Raw genomic sequence first — 23,562 nt, 5'->3', positions numbered from 1 at the left:
TCCAATTGTTAAAGAAAAGTAAATTTATGATGCAGCATCTGGCCGTCAGGCGAAAGTGAAAGTTGCTCACAGGTCAATGAAAAGGCTGTATTATGGTTTTTATGAATACGCATTCTCATTAAGGAGCCCTGCATGGAACTGCTCGAAGAGCACCGTTGTTTTGAAGGTCGACAGCAGCGCTGGCGGCATGACTCCACCGTCCTGAACTGTGCGATGACGTTCAGCATTTTCCTGCCGCCGACGGAAAATCCGCCGGTTCTGTTCTGGCTTTCAGGCCTCACCTGCAATGACGAAAACTTCACCACCAAAGCGGGGGCGCAGCGTATTGCTGCCGAGCTGGGTATTGCACTGGTGATGCCTGACACCAGCCCGCGCGGCGATGATGTGGCCGACGATGCGGGATACGATCTGGGCAAAGGCGCCGGGTTTTATGTCAATGCGACCGAGCAGCCCTGGGCGCGCCATTACCGCATGTATGATTACATTCGCGATGAACTTCCTGCGCTGGTGCAGTCGCAGTTTGCGGTTGGCGAGCGCTGCGCGATCAGCGGCCACTCCATGGGCGGACACGGGGCGCTCATCATGGCGCTGAAAAATCCGGGAAAATACGTCAGCGCGTCGGCGTTTGCGCCAATTGTGAACCCAACGCAGGTGCCGTGGGGGCAGAAAGCCTTCACGAACTATCTGGGTGAAGATGAAGCGAAATGGCTGGAATGGGATAGCAGTGCGCTGATGCTGGCCAGCAGCTCAGCAAATGCGATCCCGATGCTTATCGATCAGGGTGATGCGGATCAGTTCCTCGCCGGACAGCTGCAGCCTGCGGTGCTGGCAGAAGCGGCACGCCAGAAAGACTGGCCGCTGACGCTGCGCATCCAGCCGGGATACGACCACAGCTATTATTTTATCGCGTCCTTTATTGAGGATCATCTCCGCTTCCATGCGGAGCATTTATTCGGCTAAGTGCAGCCGATTGCCGGGTGGCGGCCTCGCCTTACCCGGCCTACATTCGTGGATTTTGTAGGCCCGGTAAGCGAGGCGCCACCGGGCATCCAGGCTACATCAGAACTTATAATCCACGCCGACAAAGTAGCGACGGCCATCTTCCGTGTAGCTGTAATCGTCGCGGCTCAGATCTTTGTCCAGCAGGTTCTGCACGCCCGCACGCAGCTTCACGCTTTTCGTCGCCTGCCACGCGGCGCCGGTATTCCAGATGACATAGCCACCCGGCGTTGGAGCGCTGCTGGTCAGTGCGCGTTTCTCACCGGTGTAGTTACCCTGAACATAGAACGACCAGTCCTGCGTTGCCTTCCAGTCAACGGTCCCGTTGGCGGTGTGGAACGGCAGATCGGACAGCGGCTTGTTGCCGCCGTTGCTGATATCACGACCGTCGTTGTAGGTGTAGTTCAGCGTCACCTTCCAGTCTTCAGCAACCGGGAACTTAACCTCTGTTTCCACCCCGCGGATGCGCGCCTTGTTAACGTTGTAATACCGGAAAATCGGTTCACCGTCAGCATTCAGGCCAACGTAGTTAGTGTAGCCCTGGGCCTGTTTCGCATTGGCCGTACGGCTGATGCTGATACGGTCATCCACATTATTCTGGAAGGTGGTGACGCTGGCCTGCACGCCCTCTAACCAGCCCTCTTCTCCACTGTAGTACAGACCGAATTCAAAGCTCTCGCTGGTTTCCGGCTTCAGGTCCGGGTTACCAACAATCTCACAGGCACCGCGGCACGAGCCGGTAACCCAGTCTGGGCTCAGCTGCAGCAGAGACGGCGCTTTAAACGCGGTAGCCCAGCCCCCTTTCACCGTTACGGTATCGGTCGCGTTGTAGACCAGATAGGCGCGCGGGCTCCAGTGGTCGCCGTAGGTATCATGGTCGTCCATACGGATGCCGGTGGTCAGTGCCAGAGGTTCAAAGAGACGCCACTCATCTTCCAGGAACAGGGCATACTGGCTTGTCGACGTACTGCTGCTCGAACCGCCCGTCAGGTTGACCGGATCCTTCAGCTTATCGTGACGCCATTCGCCGCCGAAGGTCAGTAGCTGGTTGATTTCGCCCAGCGGCAGCACGTATTTCCCGTCCACCGCGTTGCTTTCGGACGTGATCGGATTGCTGTTGCCCGGGTTTTTGTTATCCACCTTTTCGCCGTAAACCTTCAGCTCGCTATTGCCGACGCCCCAACGGCCGTTGTGGCTAAGCGAGTAGTTCTGTCGCTCAAGGCGGTTTTTGTCGAGTGAATCCGAGTCACGATCCTGACGATCGAAACCGTAGCCCGCCGTAAAGTCATGATTTTCAGACGGCGTCCAGGCGAACTCCACATTCGCATCGCGGCTGGTAAAGCCTTCAATGCGCGGCGTTTCACCGCTCGCCGTGGTAGAGGACTTCTGTTGACCGTCTTTCTCACGCTTCGCGAGGCTACCGTAGGCTTTCAGCCCCAGCAGACCGTCCACCAGCGGACCGCTGGTATAGAACTGACCGTTATACGTGTCGCCACGGTCGCGATGTTCCTGAATTGTGGAATCGGCGCTCAGGGTGCCCGTCCATTTCTGGCCGATTTTTTTGGTGATAATATTCACCACGCCGCCCAGCGCATCGGAACCGTACAGAGAAGACATCGGTCCGCGCACCACTTCGATTCGTTCGATGGCGTCAACCGGCACCCAGTTGAGGTCGAAATCATTATGGCGGAACACCGCGTTACGGGAATTGACGCGCTTGCCGTCGATCAGGATCAGCGTGTAGCTGCTGTCCAGTCCACGGATACTTACCCCTTTACGGTTGTCCCCTTCGCTCGTGAGCTGAACGCCCGGCACCTCCCGTAACACATCTTTCAGGTTCTGAACGGGTTTGCGCTGCAAATCTTCCTGGGTAATCACGCTGATGCTTGCCGGTGCGTCTTTCAGGTTTTGCTCGGTCGCGGAGGCCGTGACAACCATTGTGTCGCCGGATTCCGCTGCGATAACAGGCAGGGCCAGGGACATTGCGGACGCACAAAGTCCTCCCCTGACGAAGGGATTCAACCTAAACATTCCATATCTCCATGAGGTAAATACAACTAAATCAAATCATCATTGCTCACAGCGTCTTCCCTGCCGCCCACATCTGCGGTGGGTCGGTGACACGCTTATTTTTGATAACGATAAAGCAAACGATAATTATTATCAATTAAATTGTTAAGAAATATATCTTTGTTTCAGGATACGGGAATAAAAAAACCCGCTCGAATGAGCGGGTTAAAAGAGAGGAAGTGCGGTTATTGTTTAAATCGTTCCGGGAATTCCATTTCACTGTAGCGAACGAATTTTGTTCCTTTCGTCAGCTTGTAGCCAAACCAGATAACGAGGAACAGCGGAATACCAATGTAGGTCGCCGTGACGGCGCCCCAGTCAATGGTGTCCGCCAGGAACGCTTCATAGTTCTGTCCCAGGGTAATGATCAGGCACAGAATGAAGGCGAAAATAGGCCCTAGCGGGAAGAACCCTGAGCGATACGGCAGTTGGTTAACGTCATAACCCTGTTTGACGTAGCCACGGCGGAAACGGTAATGGCTAATGGCAATCCCCAGCCAGGCAATAAAGCCCGTCATCCCGGAGGTGTTAAGCAGCCACAGGTACACCGTCTGGTTGCCAAACATAGAGGTCAGGAAGCACAGACCGGCAATGACCGTTGTGGCATACAGCGCGTTACGCGGTACGCCGCCACGGGAAAGTTTCGCGAAAATACGCGGCGCTTTACCGTCGCATGCCAGCGTATAGAGCATACGGGTGGACGCGTACATCCCGGAGTTACCGGCTGAAAGCACAGCGGTCAGGATAACGGCATTCATCACTGCCGCAGCTGAAAGCAGACCGGCGTGCTGGAAGACCAGCGTGAACGGACTGACGCTAATGTCTTTAACGTCATTACGCAGCAGGCTTGGATCGGTGTACGGAATGATCAGGCTGATAATCAGGATCGCGAACACATAGAACAGCAGGATACGCCAGAAGACCTGACGAACCGCGCGCGGAATATTCTTCTCCGGGTTTTCTGACTCACCGGCCGCGATGCCAATCAGCTCGGTCCCCTGGAAGGAGAAGCCGACAATCATTGCCACGCCAATCATTGCCGACAGCCCACCGGCAAACGGCGCATCGCCTATCGTCCAGTTACTCCAGCCCGCAGGTTCTGCGCCTTTGAAAATACCAACGATCATCGCCACACCGACGACGATAAAGATGATGACGGTTGCCACTTTGATCAAAGAGAACCAGTATTCCGCTTCGCCGAAACCGCGCACGGAGATGTAGTTCAGCAGGAAAATAACGGCCAGGAACAGGGCGCTCCAGATCCAGCCCGGCGTATCCGGGAACCACCAGTTCATCACCAGCTGTGCGGCAACGAGGTCAACGGCGATAGTGACCGCCCAGTTGTACCAGTAGTTCCAGCCCAGCGCGAAGCCAAAGCCTTCTTCAACGTATTTTTGACCGTAGGTCGAGAACGAACCGGATACCGGCATGTACGCGGCCAGTTCGCCAAGACTGGTCATCAGGAAGTACACCATCAGGCCAATCAGGATATAAGAGAAAAGTGCCCCACCCGGGCCTGCTGCCGAAATCGTTGCGCCAGAGGCAACGAAAAGACCTGTACCGATTGAGCCGCCAATGGCGATCATCGTCAGGTGACGCGCCTTAAGTTCACGACGTAGCGTGGGCGCTTCTGTGGTTTTAATTTCTGAAACCATATGAAAATGCTGTCCATTTAATAAATGAGGCGCGATTGTAGCAGACGATCCGCGTTCCTTCCGGCAGAAATACTCAGTTATAAGAGAGCTTCATGACTGGGCCAGGATTATAAGTAAAGCATAATTTTTCCCTCTCCTCTTTGGGGAGAGGGCCAGGTAATGGGCGATTTCACATCTCGCAATAGCGCAGAAAACGCTGCAGCGAGCTGGAAAGGTGTTTCTGACGATGATGAATGCACCACAGCGTGCGCACCAGTTTCGGGAGCGGGATGGGGATTTCAACCAGCGATCCGGTTTCCAGCTGTTCGGCAATAACGCGCCGGGAAAGACAGCTTATGCCGAGCCCGTGGCGCACCGCGTGCTTGATGGCCTCTGAGTTCCCCAGCTCCATCCCTAACTGGAAATGCGGCAAATGAGAAAGCAGCAGATAATCGACAATTTCACGCGTGCCGGAGCCCTGCTCGCGCAGGATCCACTGCGCCTGCGCCAGGCGTTCCAGCGTCACCTCTCCCTGTAGTAAAGACGAGGCCGGGGAGGCAAACACCACCAGCTCATCTTCCAGCCAGGGCTCGGCAATAATATCGACGTTATGGCAGGGTCCTTCGATGAGGCCGATATCCACCCGGAAGTCGATCACCGCGTTGATGACGTCCTGGCTGTTCCCCACGCTCATTTCCAGCGGCAGGGTCGGGAAATCCCGGCGGTAGCGGGCAATCACTTCCGGCAGGATGTAGTTCCCGATGGTGCTGCTGGCGTAGACGCGGATCGCACCGTTATCTTCGCGGAACAGCTGCTCGATTTCGATAGCCTGCTCCAGCAGCGCCAGCGCGCGTGGATAAAGAAGACGACCGTGCTCGTTGACCACCAGACGCTTCCCTACCCTGTCAAAAAGCTGAACGCCCAGCTGTCCTTCAAGATCGGTCAACGCCGCGCTGACCGCAGACTGCGAGAGCGCCAGCATTTGTGACGCCTGGGTCGTCGAGCCGCTTTTCAGCACCTCGGCAAATACTTCCAGCTGACGCAGAGTAATGTGCATGGTTGCTTACCACTTATATAGATTGATTATAAGTATATAATCAATTTTATTTTTAAGCCAGGGCGCCGTAACCTTTAGCCAGACAAAGGAGAAGGTTATGTCAGAAATCACCTTACAACATCATCGTACAGTGTGGCACTTCGTGCCGGGTCTAGCGCTCAGCGCCACAGTAACCGCCGTCGCGCTATGGGGTGGCAGCATCCCGGCCATCGCAGGCGCAGGTTTCAGCGCGCTGACGCTGGCCATTCTGCTGGGCATGGTCGTGGGTAATACCGTTTACCCGCATATCTGGAAATCCTGCGACGGCGGCGTGATTTTTGCCAAACAGCACCTGCTGCGTCTTGGGATCATTCTTTACGGCTTCCGTCTCACCTTCTCGCAAATTGCGGATGTGGGCGTGAGCGGGATCGCCATAGACGTCCTGACCCTGACCAGCACCTTTTTACTGGCCTGCTTTATCGGTCAGAAAGTGTTTGGCCTGGACAGGCAAACCAGCTGGCTGATCGGTGCCGGGAGCAGTATCTGTGGGGCCGCGGCGGTGCTGGCAACGGAACCCGTCGTTAAAGCCGAAGCCAGCAAGGTGACGGTGGCGGTAGCGACGGTGGTGATCTTCGGTACGCTGGCGATTTTCCTCTACCCGGCCATGTATCCGCTGGTTGCCCACTGGTTTAGCCCGGAAACCTACGGCATCTATATTGGTTCGACCATGCACGAAGTGGCACAGGTGGTGGCGGCAGGACATGCTATTAACCCTGAAGCCGAAAACGCGGCGGTGATTGCCAAAATGCTGCGCGTGATGATGCTGGCGCCGTTCCTGATTTTCCTTGCAGCACGGGTTAAACAGCTGGCACCGGCGGACAGTAATCAGAAAAGTAAAATCACCATTCCATGGTTTGCGATCCTGTTTATCGTGGTCGCTATCTTTAACTCCTTCCACCTGCTGCCCAAATCGGTAGTGGATATGCTGGTGACGCTGGATACCGTACTGCTGGCGATGGCCATGGCGGCCCTGGGGGTGACCACACACGTCAGCGCGCTGAAAAAAGCCGGTGCGAAACCGCTGCTGATGGCGCTGGTACTCTTCATCTGGCTGATTGTCGGCGGCGGCGCGATTAACCTCGCGGTCCATAGCCTGATGGCATAAACCACTACATCCTTCTCCTGTTAACCCGCTATCATAGGCATTTCGGGTTAACAGGAGTCCCTTTATGAAATATGTTGGAGCGCACGTCAGCGCTGCAGGTGGCCTTGCGAATGCCGCCATTCGTGCCGCCGAAATTGAGGCGACCGCTTTCGCCCTGTTCACCAAAAATCAGCGCCAGTGGCGCGCCGCCCCGCTCACCGCCGAGGTGATTGACGATTTCAAAGCTGCCTGTGAGAAGTACCACTACGGGCCAGGCCAGATCCTTCCCCACGACAGCTATCTCATTAATCTCGGGCACCCGGTTGAAGAGGCGCTGGAAAAATCCCGCGAGGCGTTTCTTGATGAAGTTCAGCGCTGTGAGCAGCTTGGGCTGACGCTGCTGAACTTCCATCCTGGCAGCCATCTGATGCAGATCGATGAAGATGCCTGCCTCGCGCGCATTGCCGAATCCATCAACATCACGCTGGACAAGACCAAAGGCGTCACCGCGGTGATTGAGAATACCGCCGGCCAGGGCAGCAACCTCGGCTTTAAGTTCGAACATCTGGCGGCGATTATCGACGGCGTAGAGGATAAATCCCGCGTTGGCGTGTGCATTGATACCTGCCACGCGTTTGCCGCCGGCTATGACCTGCGCACCACCGAGGCAACGAAAAACACGTTTGATAAGTTCGAGCGCATTGTTGGCTTTAAGTACCTGCGCGGAATGCACTTAAACGATGCGAAAAGCGCCTTTGGCAGCCGCGTTGACCGCCACCACAGCCTGGGCGAAGGCAACATTGGCCACGATGCGTTTCGCTTTATCATGCAGGACGCCCGCTTCGACGGTATTCCGATGGTGCTTGAAACCATTAATCCGGATATCTGGGCAGAAGAGATTGCCTGGCTGAAGGCTCAGCAAACTGCTGAACAGGCGGCATAAAAAAAGCCGGGTGCATAATGCGACCCGGCTTTATTATTTATCGCTTACGCTGCTTTTGCCACAACTTCCGCTTCCGGACGTTTCAGCACCGCGTAAGAGAGACCCGCCACCAGCGTACCGGCGACGATGGCCAGCAGGTAGCCCAGTACCGGCGTGATGGCGCCAGGGATCAGCAGAACAAACAGACCGCCGTGTGGTGCCATCAGCTTCGCGCCAATCGCCATGGAGATCGCCCCGGTCACTGCACCACCCGCGATACAGCACGGCAGTACACGCATTGGATCACGGGCCGCGAACGGAATCGCGCCTTCGGTGATGAAGCACAGACCCAGCACCAGCGCGGCTTTACCGCCTTCCTGCTGCGCTTTATCGAACTTACGACGGGCAATAATCGTCGCCAGGCCGAGCGCCAGAGGTGGAACCATACCTGCCGCCATGATCGCTGCCATTGGCGCGTAGGTCTGGGTACTCAGCAGGCCAACACCAAAGGCGTATGCCGCTTTGTTTACCGGACCACCCATGTCGGTACACATCATGCCGCCGAGAATTGCCCCCAGCAGAACCGCGTTCGCGGTACCCATGGTTTGCAGCCAGTGGGTCAGACCCGCCAGGATGCCTGCAACCGGCTTACCAATCAGGTAAATCATCGCCAGACCGACCACCAGGCTGGAAATCAGCGGAATGATCAGGATCGGCTTCAGCGCTTCCATACTCTGCGGCAGCTTGAGCTTCGAGCTGATGAGCTTCGCGACGTAACCGGCCAGGAAGCCCGCGATAATACCGCCGATAAAGCCGGAACCGGTGCTTACGGCCAGCATACCGCCGATAAGACCCGGCGTGAGGCCAGGACGATCGGCGATGGAGAAAGCAATAAAGCCTGCCAGGACGGGTACCATCAGTGCGAATGCGGAACCGCCACCAATCTGCATTAACGCAGCGGCCAGCGTGCCTTGCTCTTTAAACGCGGTAATACCAAATGCGAACGAGAGCGCGATACACAGACCACCCGCAACCACCATCGGCAGCATGTAAGACACGCCGGTCAGCAGGTGACGATAGGCGCCTGCGGACTCTTTCTTACCTTCCGTCGCGGTCTGGCGCGCGCCAGTTGTCTGATACGGCTTCGCTTCCACCAGCGCTTTATCAAACTCCTGCGCAGTCTTTTTCAGCGCCAGGCCGGTAGACGTGCGGTACATTGGCTTACCGGCAAATTTCGCCAGGTCCACTTCGATATCCGCCGCCACAATCACCAGATCGGCCTCAGCCACTTCTTCAGGGGTGATAGCGTTGCCGGCACCGACGGAGCCGCGCGTTTCAACTTTAACCCACCAGCCGCGTTTTTTCGCTTCGGTTTCAATGGCTTCAGCTGCCATAAAGGTGTGAGCCACGCCCGTCGGACAGGCCGTCACCGCAACAATGCGTTTCGGGCCCGTGGCCGCAGCCGGTGCCGTCGCGACGGGCGCGCTGTAAACAGACGCGTGACCTTTCGCTTCGCTCAGGAACAGTTCCGGATGAGCCACCGCGCGATTTATATCGCCCAGCCACACTTTTTTGCCGTTCAGCGCACTGTCAGCCGGGATTTTATCGCCCAGGACAATGGCCAGTTCGGCATCGCCCGGGTTATCAGTCATCTCGAGATGTGCTTTGTTCGCCGCCGCTCCCAGCAAGGTCTTCGCCATATAGGCGCGAGCCTGTCCGAGACCGGAGTCAATGATCAGCAGCGTTTTCATTATTCCTCTCCTGCTGTTAGTTAAAAGGTTTTAAGTCAACGCGCGCCATCATCGCGGCTAACTGGGTACGATCGGTAATACCGACATTGCTCTGGCTTACGGCCAGGGCAGCAACGGCAGTGGCAAGACGTAAAGTATGTTCACTGGATTCACGCATCAGCAGGCCGTAAATCAGGCCGCCAACCATTGAATCCCCTGCGCCAACGGTACTCACAACTTCCATTGACGGCGGTTTGGCGATCCATTCGCCAGACGCGTTAACCCACAACGCGCCTTCTGCACCAAGCGAGATAACCACGTGAGCGATACCTTGCTCGCGCAGCGCATGGGCAGCGTCAATCACATCTTTTAGTTCTGGCAGCTTACGGCCCGCCCAGATTTCCAGCTCGCGGCGATTCGGCTTCACCAGCCACGGAGAGGCTTTGAGACCCGCGACCAGCGCGTCGCGGCTGCTGTCAAAAATAATGCACGGACACTGGCTGCGCAGGCGCGTCATCCAGTCGGTAAACGCTTCCGGGCTCACGCCGGACGGCAGGCTGCCGCTGACGCAGACCATGTCAAACTGACCCAGCCAGGTCAGAGAATCGTTAACAAAACGCTCCCAGTCTGACGGCGTCACTTCGAAGCCAGAGAAGTTCAGATCGGTCACTTCACCGTCTTTCTCAGTCAGCTTAACGTTGATACGGGTACGGCCCTGAACAACCTGAAAACGGTTGGCAATGCCCAGCTCGCTGAACAGCTGCTGGAAACCATCCTGGTTATCTTTCCCGAGGAATCCACCCACGGTGACGTCGATACCGAGATCCTTGAGCACTTTCGCGACGTTAATCCCTTTGCCCGCAGCATGCAGGCCAGTGGTACGCACGAGGTTGACTTCGCCGCGCTCAATTTCCGGGCAAAATCCTACCAGGTCATAAGCCGGGTTCAGCGTAATAGTCGCAACACGTCTGCTCATTATGCGCCCTCCCCCAGACCCGCCGCGATGGCGTCGCCAATCGCTTTCAGCGCCTGTTCAGCATCAGCACCCTGCGCGGTGAAACGCAGACGGTGACCTTTTTTCACGCCCAGCGCGACAACTTTCATCAGACTACGGCCGTTGGCCGGTTTGCCCGTGCCGTCAAGATTCGCCACGGTGATCTCACTCTCGAATTGTTTAATGGTATTCACCAGCATGGTACCCGGACGGGCATGCAGGCCGTGTTCGTTACGCACCACGAACTCCGCAGTTTGCACGTCATCCGTCAGCACATCATCACTGGTCAGCAGTGCCAGCACGGTGGAGGCATCAGCGTTCAGCAGTTTTTCAGCTTTGTTGTTCAGCAACAGGTCGCCCAGACGCTTCAGCACGGAAACCGGCTGTTCATCAGCCATCGCTACGGTCACCAGCATGGCCGCGCGTTCGCCTTCTACGTCAAATGCATTGGCCGCGCGGCTCACGGCGATAGCGCTGCGCAGGTTGCCTTCAGCACTGTCGTTCAGCCAGATACCCTGACCCAGATTCAACGGCTTATCGTTAATCACGCGCGTCACAAAGGTGGCATCCGCCGCGCCGGCTTCTTTCAGACGACCGGCGTTCAGCGCCTGCAGCGTCACCAGATCGGAAGCAACCACGTCCAGCGTCAGCGTTTCATTATCCAGTTTCAGCGCTTCGCTCTGTTTTTCGCCCATCAGCAAGGCACGCAGCTCTTCCGCTGTGGTGGCGGACTTAAGCTGTTCAGCCACCGCGTCATCACTCAGGACATGCGTCAGCTGACGCAGCAGACCTAAGTGTTCATCGCTGCTGGCCGCGATACCGATAGCCACATAGGCCACCTGACCGTCGCCCCAAAGCACGCCCTGCGGGAACTGATAAACCTTAACGCCGGTTTTCAACACCTGATCGCGGGTGTCGGTTGTGCCGTGCGGAATGGCAATGCCATTGCCGAGGAAGGTTGAGGTCTGCTGCTCGCGGGCCAGCATGCCGTTGACATAGCCGTCCGCGACGTTACCCGCCTGCACAAGCGCAGCGGCAACCTGGCGAATAGCCTCTTCTTTATCCCCGGCCTGAGCGCCCGGGTGGATATCCTGAACAGATAACTGGAACATGGTTCTCCACTCCTGCTGAAATTGAATCGTTTCAGCTTTAATGAGAAAAAATGCGCTAGCCTGCTCCGTTTGTTTAAACAAGATAGCGCTGAAACGTTTCAAAAAGTCTTGCGCTTTCTGCAATGCCTTGCAAGTAAACTCGTCTTTCTGATGTCAGAATTTAGAGATACAGCACATTTCTTCTTCGTTTAGCTGAATATTGCTGAAGTTCAGCAAGTCAGTTTCAGCTAAGTTCAGCCGGGGAAGGTGTAAGTTGAAATGCCATTTTGATTTTTCGTGTCGTTATTGACCGTACCCACTGTTTATTTTTTAGCTGCAGGCGTACACTCCGCCCCTCTCTGCTACTCGCTAATTATAAAACATGCATAATACCCCTGCTGCCGTCTCGCCTAAGCCCTTTGATTTGACCTCAGCGGCGTTCCTGATTGTTGCCTTCTTCACGGGCATTGCCGGTGCGTTACAGACGCCGACATTGAGCCTATTTCTGACAAACGAGGTTCACGTCCGTCCGGCGATGGTGGGCTTCTTTTTTACCGGAAGCGCCATCATCGGCATCCTGGTCAGCCAGTTTCTGGCGGGACGCTCCGACAGAAAAGGCGATCGTAAAAGCCTGATCGTTTTCTGCTGCCTGCTGGGGGTCATGGCCTGCGTTCTGTTTGCCTGGAACCGCAACTATTTCATTCTGCTCTTCGTCGGGGTATTCCTGAGCAGCTTTGGCTCAACGGCGAACCCCCAGCTGTTCGCCCTTGCTCGTGAACACGCGGACCATACCGGACGTGAAGCGGTGATGTTCAGCTCTGTCCTGCGTGCTCAGGTGTCGCTGGCATGGGTGATTGGCCCGCCGCTGGCCTACGCGCTGGCGATGGGTTTTGGCTTTACGGTGATGTACCTGAGTGCCGCTGTCGCGTTTGTGGTATGCGGCGCGCTGGTGTGGTTCTTCCTGCCGTCCATGCGCAAAGAGCCGAAAGTGACAACGGGCGTGCTGGAAGCACCGCGCCGCAACCGCCGCGATGCCCTGCTCCTGTTTGTTGTCTGCACGCTGATGTGGGGCACCAACAGCCTGTATATCATCAATATGCCGCTGTTTATTATTGATGAACTGCACCTGTCGGAGAAGCTGGCGGGAATCATGATGGGCACCGCGGCCGGGCTTGAGATCCCGACGATGCTCATTGCGGGCTATTACGCAAAGCGCTTCGGAAAGCGTTTTTTAATGCGCATTGCCGCCATCGCCGGTCTGCTGTTCTATGTCGGCATGCTGACGGTACATACGCCGGGGCTATTGCTGGCTTTACAGCTGCTGAACGCCATCTATATTGGCATTCTCGCGGGGATAGGCATGCTCTATTTCCAGGATTTGATGCCGGGCCAGGCAGGCTCTGCCACCACCCTTTATACTAATACCACCCGCGTGGGGTGGATTATCGCGGGCTCAATGGCCGGTGTTGTGGCCGAAATCTGGGACTATCACACGGTGTTCTGGATTGCGCTGGTGATGTGTACGCTGACGATTGGCTGTCTGGCGAGGATTAAAGACGTTTAAGGTGCGGTGAGCGCCTCAAGCTCAAGAAGGTACGTCATCGCCTGCTCGCGCGTGCTGCCGCACATTTCGGCCGTGGGCTGAAGCCCGGAGCAAACTTTCGGGCGCAACGGTGAGCCAAAGATCTTGCAAAGATTATTTTCAGAGAGCTGAACGCAGCGGGTATTGGCAGGCTTGCCCTCGGGCATTCCAGGAATGGGGCTTGAAATGGACGGTGCAGTGCAGCACGCGCCACAATCGGGACGGCAATCCATAAATGCTCTCTTCGCTGACGATCGCCCGCGCAGTCGGGCATCGCGCGCACAGTAACACCTTTTGCGTATTGATAGCAAAAGCCACGAATTCCTCTTGCCTGAAAGGCCGCGCGCGAGTAATTTGGCGCGATATTTTTTACCTCCCGTAAACAGGATTACTGCAATGCCAAGAGCGAACGAAATTAAGAAAGGTATGGTGCTGAATTACAACGGCAAACTGCTGATTGTGAAAGATATCGACATCCAGGCACCAAGCGCCCGTGGTGCAGCAACGCTGTACAAAATGCGTTTCGCCGATGTGCGTACCGGCCTCAAAGTGGAAGAACGCTTCAAAGGTGACGATATTGTCGATACCGTGACCCTGACCCGTCGCTATGTTGATTTCTCCTACATCGATGGCAACGAATACGTGTTCATGGACAAAGAAGATTACACCCCGTACATCTTCACCAAAGATCAGATTGAAGAAGAGCTGCTGTTCATTCCTGAAGGCGGTATGCCTGACATGCAGGTTCTGACCTGGGATGGCGTGCTGCTGGCGCTGGAACTGCCTCAGACCGTCGATCTGGAAATCGTTGAAACGGCACCAGGCATCAAAGGCGCATCCGCCAGTGCCCGCAACAAACCGGCTACCCTGACGACCGGCCTGGTGGTGCAGGTGCCGGAATACCTCTCCGCTGGGGAGAAGATCCGCATCCATATCGAAGAAAAACGCTATATGGGTCGCGCCGACTGATTGCGGCGTTTGTCGGGTGGCGGCTTCGCCTTATCCGACCAACAAAAACACAAAAACCGGCTCTCAGGCCGGTTTTTTTGTAGGCCCGGTAAGCGTAGCGCCACCGGGCAACGGGTCTTAAAGCAATTCCGGATACTTCGTCATCTTCAGCGCCAGCTCAACGCCGCGCACTTCCGCCATCCCTTTAAGACGGCCAATCGCAGAATAGCCTGGGTTGGTTTTCTTACGCAGATCGTCCAGCATCTGATGGCCGTGGTCTGGACGGAACGGAATAGGACGCACATCGCCAATCTGCTTGCGACGCGCCTCTTCGGCCAGAATGGCGTCTACCACCGCCACCATATTCACATCGCCGCCCAGGTGAGCCGCCTCGTGGAAGGTTTTTGGGTTCTCTTCACGGCAGGTCGCGCGCAGATGCGTAAAATGAATGCGGTCGCCGAAGGTTTCAATCATCCGCACCAGATCGTTATCTGCCCGCACGCCGTAGGAGCCGGTACACATGGTGAAGCCGTTATAGATGCTGTCGACCGTCTCTTTCAGCCACTGCATATCTTCAATTGTGGAAACAATGCGCGGCAGGCCGAGGATTGGACGCGGTGGATCGTCCGGGTGCACGGCCAGGCGAACCCCTACCTCTTCCGCAACCGGCACGATTGCGCGCAGGAAATACGCCATGTTTTCACGCAGCTGGTGCTTATCAATATTGCCGTATTCCGCCAGGCGGGAGCGGAACTGATCCAGCGTATACCCCTCTTCGGCACCCGGCAGGCCCGCAATAATATTACGGGTCAGCTTTTCGATGTCCGCGTCGCTGGCTGCATTGAACCATTCGAGTGCCTGCTCCTGCTCTTCCGCGGTGTAATCCGCTTCGGCGCCAGGCCGTTTCAGGATGTGCAGCTCGAACGCTGCAAAGGCAATCTGATCGAAACGCAGCGCTTTTGAACCGTCCGGCATCTGATATTCGAGGTCGGTTCGCGTCCAGTCGAGGATGGGCATAAAGTTATAGCAAACCGTATCAATACCGCAGGCCGCGAGGTTACGAATGCTCTGCTGATAGTTAGCAATCCAGGTCTGATACTCCCCGGAATGGGTTTTGATATCTTCATGAACAGGAATGCTTTCCACCACAGACCAGGTTAATCCCTTCTCCGCCAGCAGCGCCTGACGCGTCTGTATTTCCTCTACCGGCCAGACCTGACCGTTAGGAATATGATGCAGCGCCGTGACGACACCCGTTGCGCCAGCCTGACGCACATCATCAAGAGAAACCGGATCGTTCGGCCCGTACCAACGCCAGGTTTGTTCCATTGCCTCACCCTCTTAAGTTGTTATACCAATATGCGTTACTGCAATGACGACTACCATACATGTTTGCTGTGAAGGGTCAATACACCGCCACACATTGATTGATCAAACTCACATAACGGGGATATTTACGGCTCACCAATTTTATTTGCTGTCATATAACTTTACACTGGCATTGTTAATTAATGGTTAATCAGGTGTGTATCTCATGAAGACAATTGCCTCTACCGTCCTTCCTGCCGGGGTTCAGCAACCTCGCTACGATCGCCAGTCATTACGCTCCCGCATCGTTCACTTTGGCTTTGGCGCGTTTCACCGTGCGCACCAGGCTTTGTTAACAAATAGGGTGCTGAATGAAAAAGGCGGCGACTGGGGGATTTGTGAGATTAGCCTGTTCAGCGGCGACGTGCTGATGAGCCAGCTGCGCGCGCAGGAGCATCTGTTCACCGTGCTGGAGAAAGGGGCTGAAGGAAATGAGGCGATTATCGTCGGCGCCGTCCATGAGTGCCTGAACGCAAAGCTGGACTCCCTGCCCGCCATTATTGAGAAATTTTGCGAGCCTCAGGTCGCGATTGTATCGCTCACCATCACGGAAAAAGGCTATTGCATCGATCCCGCGACCGGAAAACTCGATCTGAATAACCCCCGGATCGTCCACGACCTTGAAAACCCCTCAGAGCCACATTCTGCCCCAGGGATCCTGGTCGAAGCGCTCCACCGCCGCCGCGAGCGCGGTTTGCCTGCGTTTACCGTGCTCTCCTGCGACAACATCCCGGATAACGGGCACGTGGTCAAAAACGCGGTGCTGGGCATGGCGCAAAAGCGTTCCGCGGCGCTGTCTGAATGGATTGATAGCCACGTGAGCTTCCCGGGAACGATGGTTGACAGAATTGTTCCCGCCGCGACGGAAGCATCGCTTGCGGAAATCACCGACGCGCTCGGCGTTGAAGATCCGTGCGCCATCAGCTGCGAACCGTTTATTCAGTGGGTGGTGGAAGATAATTTTGTCGCAGGCCGTCCCGAGTGGGAAGTGGCGGGTGTCCAGATGGTGCAGGATGTTCTGCCGTGGGAGCAGATGAAATTACGCATGCTCAACGGCAGCCACTCTTTCCTGGCGTATCTCGGGTATCTTGCCGGCTACGCGCATATTAATGAATGCATGGAGGACGCGGCGTTCCGTGAAGCCGCCCGTCGGCTGATGCTGAACGAGCAGGCCCCCACGTTACGGATTAAGGATGTCGACCTCACCGCCTACGCCGATAGCCTAATTGAACGCTTTGCCAACCCGGCCCTCCAGCATCGGACCTGGCAAATCGCGATGGACGGTAGCCAGAAGCTGCCCCAGAGAATGCTTGACGGGATCCGCGTTCATCTTGAGCGAAATACGCCGTGGCCGCTGATGGCTCTGGGCGTGGCCGGCTGGATACGCTACGTCAGCGGTATCGACGACCGTGGCAATGCGATTGACGTTCGCGATCCCCTCAGCGATAAAATCCGCGCCATCGTCAACGCCAGCAGCGACGCCGACCGCGTTAACGCGCTGCTGGGGCTGAGTGAGGTCTTTGGTCACGATCTCGCACAAAACAGCGTCTTTGTGGAGACTGTCCGCCAGGCATACCAGCGCATTATCCGCAACGGCGCACGTCAGGCTGTTATCGAAACGTTAAATATTTAACGATTATTGCGCTTAACGCGAACGGATGAGGCCTCCGTTCGCCCTTCCCCTTCTCACAGGTCACGTTTTTCGCCAGGATAGAGAGAATAGTGTTATAGCATCACAATTCTGATCTGGAGCGCACGTGACCAAAACCAACCTCATCACCGGTTTTCTCGGCAGCGGTAAAACCACCTCAATTCTCCACCTGCTGGCGAATAAAGATCCGGCCGAGAAGTGGGCCGTGCTGGTCAATGAATTTGGCGAGGTGGGCATTGACGGCGCGTTGCTGTCATCCAGCGGCGCGATGATTAAAGAGATCCCCGGCGGATGCATGTGCTGCGTCAATGGCCTGCCTATGCAGGTCGGCCTCAATACCCTGCTGCGTCAGGGCAAACCTGACCGCCTGCTGATTGAACCTACCGGGCTGGGTCACCCTAAGCAAATCCTTGATTTACTGACCGCCCCGGTTTACGAGCCTTGGATCGATTTGCGCGCCACCCTGTGCCTGCTCGATCCGCGTCAGCTTCTGGATGACAGGGCGGTGGCCAATGAGAACTTCCGCGATCAGCTCGCCTCCGCTGACGTTATTGTTGCGAATAAAGCAGATCGCGCCACGGCTGAAAGCCAGGCCGCGCTGGATGCGTGGTGGCAACATTTTGGCGGCAATCGCACACGGGTGGAAACTACCCAGGGGAATATTAATAGCGCCCTGCTTGACCTTCCACGTCTGAACCTCACCGCGCTGCCCGCCAGCGCGGAGCATTCGCACAGTCATCCGGTTAAGCAGGGTCTGGCAGCTCTGAGTCTGCCGGAACACCAGCGCTGGCGTCGTAATCTGAATAGCGGCCAGGGATATCAGGCCTGCGGATGGATTTTTGATGCTGAAACCGTTTTTGACACCATCGGGATCCTGGAGTGGGCCCGTCTTGCGCCCGTCGATCGCGTGAAAGGGATCATGCGCACCCCGGACGGACTGGTGCGGATCAACCGCCAGGGCGACGATTTCTTTATTGAAACGCAAAACGTGGCGCCGCCTGACAGCCGTATAGAGTTAATTAGTGCGGTTAACGCCGACTGGAATGCCCTCCAGTCCAGTCTGTTGAGGATTCGTTTAAGTTCGGGCGGCTAACGTTGCCCCAGTTTTCACTCTATGCATAACGTTATGACAACTCGTTTTCCCCTGATATTACTGCTTAATGTCGCCGGTCTGGCGCTTTTCTTCTCCTGGTATATCCCGGCAGATCATGGTTTCTGGTTCCCGCTGGATTCTGCCATTTTTCACTTCTTCAATCAGGAGCTGGTGAAGAGCAACGCGTTCCTGTGGCTGGTGGCAATTACCAACAACCGCGCCTTCGACGGCTTCTCGCTGCTGGCGATGGGCTGCCTGATGCTCTCTTTCTGGCTGAAAAAGGACAAAGCCGGGCGTCGGCGTATTCTGATTATCGGTCTGGTGATGCTGCTGTTTGCTGTCGTCATTAACCAGCTGGCCACCGCGATTATTCCGGTTAAGCGTTCCAGCCCAACGCTCTTTTTCACCGATATTTATCGCGTCAGTGAGCTGCTGCATATTCCAACAAAAGATGCGTCGAAGGACAGTTTCCCTGGCGATCACGGCATGATGCTGCTTATTTTTTCCGCAATTATGCTTCGCTATTTCGGCAGAAAAGCGTTTGCCATAGCCCTGATTATTTTTGTGGTTTTTGCCTTCCCGCGCGTAATGATTGGCGCTCACTGGTTCACCGATATTGCCGTCGGTTCGCTCTCCGTTGCGCTGATTGCGCTGCCGTGGTGTTTGATGACCCCACTGAGCGACAGGATAATAGCGCTGTTCGATCGCTATCTTCCCGGCAGAGCGCAACAACAATTAAACAAATAACTAACCTAAATTAACGTGAGCTATCAGGGATCGACATGATCCCCGATAGCCTTTCCGCCACGATCTTTTCCCAGCGTCATATTCTTGTCATCACATTCATGATAAAAATGAAGCAATTGCGCGATAAAGCTTCGGATCTGTCCGCATTTTAAGCAATTACGGATTTTTACTTTCTGTATCACATTTTCTTATAAAAAAAAGGCTTTTTTTTCTCGCAATACCCCAGGCAATCGGTTAATCTCGAACTCGTTTTGCCCCATAGAGATAATTATTTCGCTGGCGAATAATTTTGTGCGCTGTACCACAAATGTGACCAGAAAGAATTGTCTCAATGTGAACAGATAATTAGTCTCGTCACGTTTGGCATTTTTATAACGATATTTGTCGTTAAGGACTTCAAGGGAAAATAAACAAAATGGTCAAATCTCAACCGTTTCTGAGATATATCTTACGGGGGATCCCGGCGATAGCAGTCGCGGTACTGTTGTCTGCATGTAGTACATCGAACACCGCAAAGAATATGCATCCTGAGACGCGTGTTGTGGGAATGGAAGATTCCTCGTCACTGCAAGCCTCTCAGGATGAATTTGAAAATATGGTACGTAATCTGGACGTGAAGTCCCGCATTATGGACCAGTATGCTGACTGGAAAGGCGTGCGCTATCGTCTTGGCGGCAGCACAAAAACAGGTATTGATTGTTCCGGTTTTGTACAGCGTACATTCCGCGAGCAATTTGGGTTAGATCTTCCGCGTTCAACCTATGAACAGCAGGAGATGGGCAAGTCGATTTCACGTACCAAACTGCGCACCGGTGATCTAGTCCTGTTCCGTGCCGGTTCTACAGGTCGACATGTTGGCATCTACATTGGTAATGACCAGTTCGTACATGCCTCAACCAGCAGCGGTGTCACCATTTCCAGCATGAATGAACCGTACTGGAAAAAGCGCTACAACGAAGCACGCCGCGTACTGACCCGCAGTTAATATGACTATCGTATCGTTGGTTATCCCTTGGCTGGCGATATGATGAAAAAAAGCACTGCTTCGGCAGTGTTTTTTTTTGCCCGTTACACTGAATACATCCAGCGGCATTTCAGGAATTACGACGTCTATGTTCACCCGCTATTTCTCCAGCAATCGCAAGATACTGATCCTCAGCATCATCACAGGCCTGATCGCCGCCCTGCTCCTGGGTTCGTTGCAATTTTTCTGGAGCTACCACAAGCGGGAAGTCAAATTCGACACCCTGATCCACGATGTGAGCATCTATATGGAGAGCTATTTCGATGAGTTAAAAAATTCTATCGATGTGCTCCAGCCGCTCACGTTAAACAATTGCCACGACGTAAATCAGGAACTCACCTCGCGCGCTGCCTTTAGCGTTAACGTTCGCGCATTCCTGCTGGTCAGAGACAAAATGGCGTTCTGCTCTTCTGCTACGGGTCCGATGAATTCCCCGATGGAGGAGCTGATACCTGAGCTGCACATCGACAAACAGATTGATATGGCGTTGCTTCCCGGCACTCCGATGTTGCCCAACAAGCCCGCCATTGCCATCTGGTACCGTAACCCGCTAGTGAAGGACGGCGGCGTATTTACCTCAGTGAATCTCAACCTGACGCCTTACCTGCTCTACACGGCTCGCCAGGACGAATTTGCCGGCATCGCCATCATCATTGGCGATCATGCGCTGTCAACGCGGTCCAGCATGCTGGTCAACGCGCACGATCTTCATGAAACGCCGGCCCGTACCGCAACGCTGAAAGACGTTCCCCTGACCATAAATCTGTATGCGGACGCCTGGACCAGCGATGAAATTCTTTACGCCCTGTTCTTCGGGCTGGTATGCGGCATTTGTGCCGGCTCGCTCAACTACTATATCCTCAGCATTCGCCTCAACCCGGGTAAAGAGATTTTGAGCGCGATTAAGCGCGGCCAGTTTTATGTAGTCTATCAGCCCGTCGTCGATGCTAAATCGCTCCAGATGACCGGGCTGGAAGTACTGATGCGCTGGAAACACCCGACAATGGGGGAAATTCCGCCCGACGCGTTTATCAATTTTGCCGAAGCGCAGAAGCTCATTGTCCCGCTGACGCTGCATCTTTTTGACCTTATCATTCACGATGCTCCCGTGTTACAAACGCTGTTACCTCCGGGCGCAAAGGTGGGCATCAACATCGCGCCGGGGCATCTGCATGCGGAAAGCTTCAAGGACGATATGCGCACCTTCAAAGCGTTACTGCCGCCAGATTACTTCCAGATCGTGCTGGAAATTACCGAGCGCGATATGCTTAACCATCGGGAAGCCAACAGCCTCTTCGAATGGCTGCATAACGAAGGGTTTGAAATCGCCATTGATGATTTTGGTACCGGCCACAGCGCGCTGATTTACCTTGAGCATTTCACCATGGACTACCTCAAGATAGACCGCGGATTTGTTAATGCGATAGGGACTGAGACGGTAACGTCGCCGGTGCTGGATGCCGTTCTGACGCTGGCAAGACGACTGAATATGTCGACCGTCGCCGAAGGGGTAGAGACACCGGAACAGGCCGCCTGGCTGCGCGAACACGGCGTTAATTTCCTGCAGGGATACTGGATTAGCCGCCCGATGCCGCTGGCGCAGTTCCGCGAATGGCGGCCTGATATTTCGGCCGAGGGTGATTAATTTCACATTGCCCGTGACGTCACTTATTATTCAGCTTAACCGAGCCGGTCTGTAAAGAGGGAGCTGCCGCGAGATGCTTATGCGCTTTATGTTGCTGATGTTGGCATTCACGAGCCTGTCCAGCCAGGCGCAAGCCATCAAAGAAAATATCGCCTTCGCGGTGATTGGCGAGCCGAAATACGCGGTCAATTTTACGCACTTCGATTACGTCAACCCTGCCGCGCCGAAGGGCGGAAAGGTCACGCTTTCCGCCACGGGAACCTTCGACAACTTCAACCGCTTCGCCCTGCGCGGCGTGGCGGCCGCGCGGACGGAATCGCTTTACGATACGCTCTTTGTCACCTCCGATGACGAGCCCGGCAGCTACTATCCGCTTATTGCCGAGAACGTGCGTTACGCCGATAACTTCGCCTGGGCGGAGATCTCCCTTAACCCTCGAGCTCGTTTTCATGATGGTACGCCGGTTAAGGCCAGCGACGTTGCGTTCACCTTTCATAAATTTATGACCGAAGGCGTTCCCCAGTTCCGCATCGTGTATAAAGGCGCGTCGGTCAGAGCCATTGCGCCGCTTACCGTGCGCATCGAGCTGAGCGAACCAAATAAAGAGAACATGCTCAGCCTGTTCTCGCTGCCGGTGATGCCGGAATCGTTCTGGAAAAGCCACAAGCTGAGCGACCCGCTTTCCACGCCTCCTCTGGCTGGCGGCCCCTACCGCATCACCGACTGGCGCATGGGGCAATATGTCGTCTATTCCCGCGTCAAAGACTACTGGGCAGCCAATCTGCCGGTAAACCGCGGGCGCTGGAACTTCGACACCCTTCGCTATGATTACTACCTTGACGATAACGTGGCGTTTGAAGCGTTCAAAGCGGGGGCCTTCGATTTGCGGGTCGAGAGCAGCGCCAAAAACTGGGCGACCCGCTATATCGGCAAAAATTTCGCCAAAGGCTATATCGTCAAAGACGAGCATAAAAATGAGTCTGCGCAAGACACGCGATGGCTGGCGTTTAATATTCAGCGTCCGGTATTTAATGACCGCCGGGTGCGGGAAGCCATCTCCCTGGCCTTTGATTTTGAGTGGATGAACAAAGCGCTGTTTTACGGGGCTTACAGCCGCGCCAACAGCTATTTCCAGAACACGGAATATGCCGCGCGTGATTATCCGAAAGCCGACGAACTGGTTCTGCTGGCACCCCTTAAAGCAGAGGTACCGCCAGAGGTGTTTACAACGGTGTTTCAGCCGCCGGCTTCAAACGGTGACGGTTACGACCGCGACAACCTGCTCAAAGCCAGCAAGCTGCTGGATGACGCGGGCTGGCATCTGAAGAATCAAAAACGTGTTGATGCCAAAACGGGAAAGCCTCTCAGCTTTGAGCTGCTGCTCTCGTCCGGGGGCAACGACCAGTGGGTGCTGCCGTTTAAGCACAATCTTGAGCGGCTGGGCGTGACCATGAACATTCGCCAGGTGGATAACGCGCAGATCACCAGCCGCATGCGCAGCCGTGATTACGACATGATGCAGCGCCTGTGGCCCGCCCAACCATGGCCCAGCTCGGACCTGCAAATCTCCTGGGCCTCCAGCTACATCGACTCCTCGTACAATGCGCCGGGGGTAAAAAGCCCGGCGATTGACGCGCTGATTGCGAAAATCGTGGCGGCGCAGGGGGATAAAGAAAAGCTCCTGCCGCTCGGGCGCGCCCTCGACAGGGTCTTAACCTGGAACTACTACATGTTGCCGATGTGGTATATGGGCGAAGATCGCCTTGCGCGCTGGGACAAGTTCTCCGTGCCTGCCGTGCGCCCTGTCTACTCCCTGGGCTTTGATACCTGGTGGTATGACGTTAACAAAGCCGCCAGACTTCCCGCTGAGCGGCGATAAGGAAT

General features: G+C 55.3%; 19 protein-coding genes. 11 read left to right on the top strand and 8 right to left on the bottom strand.

Annotated features, from left to right (window positions below; translation table 11 throughout):
- Positions 1-132: 132 nt before the first annotated feature.
- The gene (gene fghA, locus USH94_RS01650) at positions 133-960 is read left to right on the top strand and encodes an S-formylglutathione hydrolase (protein ID WP_111965316.1); all 828 of its coding nucleotides are present in this window, start codon (positions 133-135) and stop codon (positions 958-960) included.
- A gap of 99 nt (positions 961-1,059) precedes the next feature.
- Here the strand turns inward: fghA and cirA are convergent, their stop codons facing one another.
- The 3 genes from cirA to yieE form a co-directional block, all read right to left on the bottom strand.
- Positions 1,060-3,030 carry a catecholate siderophore receptor CirA gene (gene cirA, locus USH94_RS01645; RefSeq protein WP_111965315.1) on the bottom strand — a complete coding sequence of 657 codons (1,971 nt, stop codon included), beginning with the start codon at positions 3,028-3,030 and terminating at the stop codon, positions 1,060-1,062.
- A 224-nt stretch (positions 3,031-3,254) separates the two neighbouring features.
- The gene (locus tag USH94_RS01640; protein WP_111965314.1) at positions 3,255-4,724 is read right to left on the bottom strand and encodes an amino acid permease; all 1,470 of its coding nucleotides are present in this window, start codon (positions 4,722-4,724) and stop codon (positions 3,255-3,257) included.
- A gap of 169 nt (positions 4,725-4,893) precedes the next feature.
- A complete protein-coding gene (gene yieE, locus USH94_RS01635) occupies positions 4,894-5,760 on the bottom strand; it encodes a DNA-binding transcriptional regulator YeiE (protein WP_047346566.1) in 867 nt (288 codons plus the stop codon).
- Positions 5,761-5,857: 97 nt separating this feature from the next.
- On the opposite strand from yieE, the gene USH94_RS01630 reads away from it, so the two are divergent.
- Both USH94_RS01630 and nfo read left to right on the top strand, forming a co-directional pair.
- Positions 5,858-6,904, top strand: a complete 1,047-nt coding sequence (locus USH94_RS01630) for a YeiH family protein (protein WP_111965313.1) — start codon at positions 5,858-5,860, stop codon at positions 6,902-6,904.
- 64 nt (positions 6,905-6,968) lie between these two features.
- A complete protein-coding gene (gene nfo / locus USH94_RS01625) occupies positions 6,969-7,826 on the top strand; it encodes a deoxyribonuclease IV (protein ID WP_111965312.1) in 858 nt (285 codons plus the stop codon).
- A gap of 44 nt (positions 7,827-7,870) precedes the next feature.
- Here nfo and fruA read toward each other — a convergent pair whose 3' ends face one another.
- The 3 genes from fruA to fruB are packed head-to-tail and all read right to left on the bottom strand — an operon-like array spanning position 7,871 to position 11,641.
- Positions 7,871-9,556 carry a PTS fructose transporter subunit IIBC gene (gene fruA / locus USH94_RS01620; RefSeq protein ID WP_111965311.1) on the bottom strand — a complete coding sequence of 562 codons (1,686 nt, stop codon included), beginning with the start codon at positions 9,554-9,556 and terminating at the stop codon, positions 7,871-7,873.
- Positions 9,557-9,572: 16 nt separating this feature from the next.
- Positions 9,573-10,511 carry a 1-phosphofructokinase gene (gene fruK / locus USH94_RS01615; protein ID WP_008500936.1) on the bottom strand — a complete coding sequence of 313 codons (939 nt, stop codon included), beginning with the start codon at positions 10,509-10,511 and terminating at the stop codon, positions 9,573-9,575.
- A complete protein-coding gene (fruB, locus tag USH94_RS01610; protein WP_111965334.1) occupies positions 10,511-11,641 on the bottom strand; it encodes a fused PTS fructose transporter subunit IIA/HPr protein in 1,131 nt (376 codons plus the stop codon). Before fruB ends, fruK begins: the two co-directional genes overlap by 1 nt.
- A gap of 361 nt (positions 11,642-12,002) precedes the next feature.
- Between fruB and setB the strand changes: the two genes are divergently transcribed.
- The gene (setB, locus tag USH94_RS01605; protein WP_111965310.1) at positions 12,003-13,184 is read left to right on the top strand and encodes a sugar efflux transporter SetB; all 1,182 of its coding nucleotides are present in this window, start codon (positions 12,003-12,005) and stop codon (positions 13,182-13,184) included.
- On the opposite strand, the gene USH94_RS01600 is transcribed toward setB, so the two are convergent.
- The gene (locus tag USH94_RS01600) at positions 13,181-13,435 is read right to left on the bottom strand and encodes a YkgJ family cysteine cluster protein (RefSeq protein ID WP_111965309.1); all 255 of its coding nucleotides are present in this window, start codon (positions 13,433-13,435) and stop codon (positions 13,181-13,183) included. The two genes, setB and USH94_RS01600, sit on opposite strands and share 4 nt — an antisense overlap.
- 163 nt (positions 13,436-13,598) lie before the next feature.
- Here USH94_RS01600 and yeiP point away from each other — a divergent pair, with 163 nt between their 5' ends.
- On the top strand, positions 13,599-14,171 hold the full coding sequence (yeiP, locus tag USH94_RS01595; RefSeq protein ID WP_008500940.1) for an elongation factor P-like protein YeiP: 573 nt from the start codon (positions 13,599-13,601) through the stop codon (positions 14,169-14,171).
- Between the two features lie 117 nt (positions 14,172-14,288).
- Here yeiP and uxuA read toward each other — a convergent pair whose 3' ends face one another.
- Complete coding sequence (gene uxuA, locus USH94_RS01590) at positions 14,289-15,479, bottom strand: mannonate dehydratase (protein WP_111965308.1); 1,191 nt, start codon at positions 15,477-15,479, stop codon at positions 14,289-14,291.
- A gap of 205 nt (positions 15,480-15,684) precedes the next feature.
- On the opposite strand from uxuA, the gene USH94_RS01585 reads away from it, so the two are divergent.
- The 6 genes from USH94_RS01585 to USH94_RS01560 all read left to right on the top strand — a co-directional run bounded on the left by USH94_RS01585 (position 15,685) and on the right by USH94_RS01560 (position 23,557).
- Positions 15,685-17,151, top strand: coding sequence for a mannitol dehydrogenase family protein (locus tag USH94_RS01585; protein ID WP_111965307.1), 1,467 nt, complete (start codon positions 15,685-15,687; stop codon positions 17,149-17,151).
- Between the two features lie 124 nt (positions 17,152-17,275).
- Positions 17,276-18,262, top strand: coding sequence for a CobW family GTP-binding protein (locus USH94_RS01580; RefSeq protein WP_111965306.1), 987 nt, complete (start codon positions 17,276-17,278; stop codon positions 18,260-18,262).
- 33 nt (positions 18,263-18,295) lie between these two features.
- On the top strand, positions 18,296-19,009 hold the full coding sequence (locus tag USH94_RS01575) for a phosphatase PAP2 family protein (protein WP_181574040.1): 714 nt from the start codon (positions 18,296-18,298) through the stop codon (positions 19,007-19,009).
- Between the two features lie 415 nt (positions 19,010-19,424).
- A complete protein-coding gene (gene mepS, locus USH94_RS01570; RefSeq protein ID WP_008500946.1) occupies positions 19,425-19,994 on the top strand; it encodes a bifunctional murein DD-endopeptidase/murein LD-carboxypeptidase in 570 nt (189 codons plus the stop codon).
- A gap of 127 nt (positions 19,995-20,121) precedes the next feature.
- Positions 20,122-21,678, top strand: a complete 1,557-nt coding sequence (locus USH94_RS01565; RefSeq protein ID WP_111965304.1) for a cyclic di-GMP phosphodiesterase — start codon at positions 20,122-20,124, stop codon at positions 21,676-21,678.
- Between the two features lie 73 nt (positions 21,679-21,751).
- Positions 21,752-23,557: an extracellular solute-binding protein gene (locus USH94_RS01560; protein WP_111965303.1), complete on the top strand. Its 1,806-nt coding sequence runs from the start codon at positions 21,752-21,754 to the stop codon at positions 23,555-23,557.
- The last annotated feature ends 5 nt before the right edge of the window (positions 23,558-23,562 follow it).

Origin of the sequence: Enterobacter sp. 148H3 (assembly GCF_034107425.1) — a bacterium.
GTDB classification, from domain to species: Bacteria; Pseudomonadota; Gammaproteobacteria; order Enterobacterales; family Enterobacteriaceae; genus Enterobacter; species Enterobacter vonholyi.
The sequence above is the reverse complement of the archived record's forward strand: the minus strand, read 5'-3'. Positions and strand labels throughout refer to the sequence as shown.

Bases quoted from the DNA above. Each gene is read 5' to 3' on its own strand.
- fruK (WP_008500936.1), bottom strand. From the start codon at position 10,511: ATGAGCAGACGTGTTGCGACTATTACGCTGAACCCGGCTTATGACCTG.
- uxuA (WP_111965308.1), bottom strand. From the start codon at position 15,479: ATGGAACAAACCTGGCGTTGGTACGGGCCGAACGATCCGGTTTCTCTT.
- nfo (WP_111965312.1), top strand. From the start codon at position 6,969: ATGAAATATGTTGGAGCGCACGTCAGCGCTGCAGGTGGCCTTGCGAAT.
- setB (WP_111965310.1), top strand. From the start codon at position 12,003: ATGCATAATACCCCTGCTGCCGTCTCGCCTAAGCCCTTTGATTTGACC.
- fruA (WP_111965311.1), bottom strand. From the start codon at position 9,556: ATGAAAACGCTGCTGATCATTGACTCCGGTCTCGGACAGGCTCGCGCC.
- USH94_RS01575 (WP_181574040.1), top strand. From the start codon at position 18,296: ATGACAACTCGTTTTCCCCTGATATTACTGCTTAATGTCGCCGGTCTG.
- fghA (WP_111965316.1), top strand. From the start codon at position 133: ATGGAACTGCTCGAAGAGCACCGTTGTTTTGAAGGTCGACAGCAGCGC.
- yeiP (WP_008500940.1), top strand. From the start codon at position 13,599: ATGCCAAGAGCGAACGAAATTAAGAAAGGTATGGTGCTGAATTACAAC.
- USH94_RS01585 (WP_111965307.1), top strand. From the start codon at position 15,685: ATGAAGACAATTGCCTCTACCGTCCTTCCTGCCGGGGTTCAGCAACCT.
- yieE (WP_047346566.1), bottom strand. From the start codon at position 5,760: ATGCACATTACTCTGCGTCAGCTGGAAGTATTTGCCGAGGTGCTGAAA.
- fruB (WP_111965334.1), bottom strand. From the start codon at position 11,641: ATGTTCCAGTTATCTGTTCAGGATATCCACCCGGGCGCTCAGGCCGGG.
- mepS (WP_008500946.1), top strand. From the start codon at position 19,425: ATGGTCAAATCTCAACCGTTTCTGAGATATATCTTACGGGGGATCCCG.
- USH94_RS01600 (WP_111965309.1), bottom strand. From the start codon at position 13,435: ATGGATTGCCGTCCCGATTGTGGCGCGTGCTGCACTGCACCGTCCATT.
- USH94_RS01640 (WP_111965314.1), bottom strand. From the start codon at position 4,724: ATGGTTTCAGAAATTAAAACCACAGAAGCGCCCACGCTACGTCGTGAA.
- USH94_RS01630 (WP_111965313.1), top strand. From the start codon at position 5,858: ATGTCAGAAATCACCTTACAACATCATCGTACAGTGTGGCACTTCGTG.
- USH94_RS01565 (WP_111965304.1), top strand. From the start codon at position 20,122: ATGTTCACCCGCTATTTCTCCAGCAATCGCAAGATACTGATCCTCAGC.
- cirA (WP_111965315.1), bottom strand. From the start codon at position 3,030: ATGTTTAGGTTGAATCCCTTCGTCAGGGGAGGACTTTGTGCGTCCGCA.
- USH94_RS01560 (WP_111965303.1), top strand. From the start codon at position 21,752: ATGCTTATGCGCTTTATGTTGCTGATGTTGGCATTCACGAGCCTGTCC.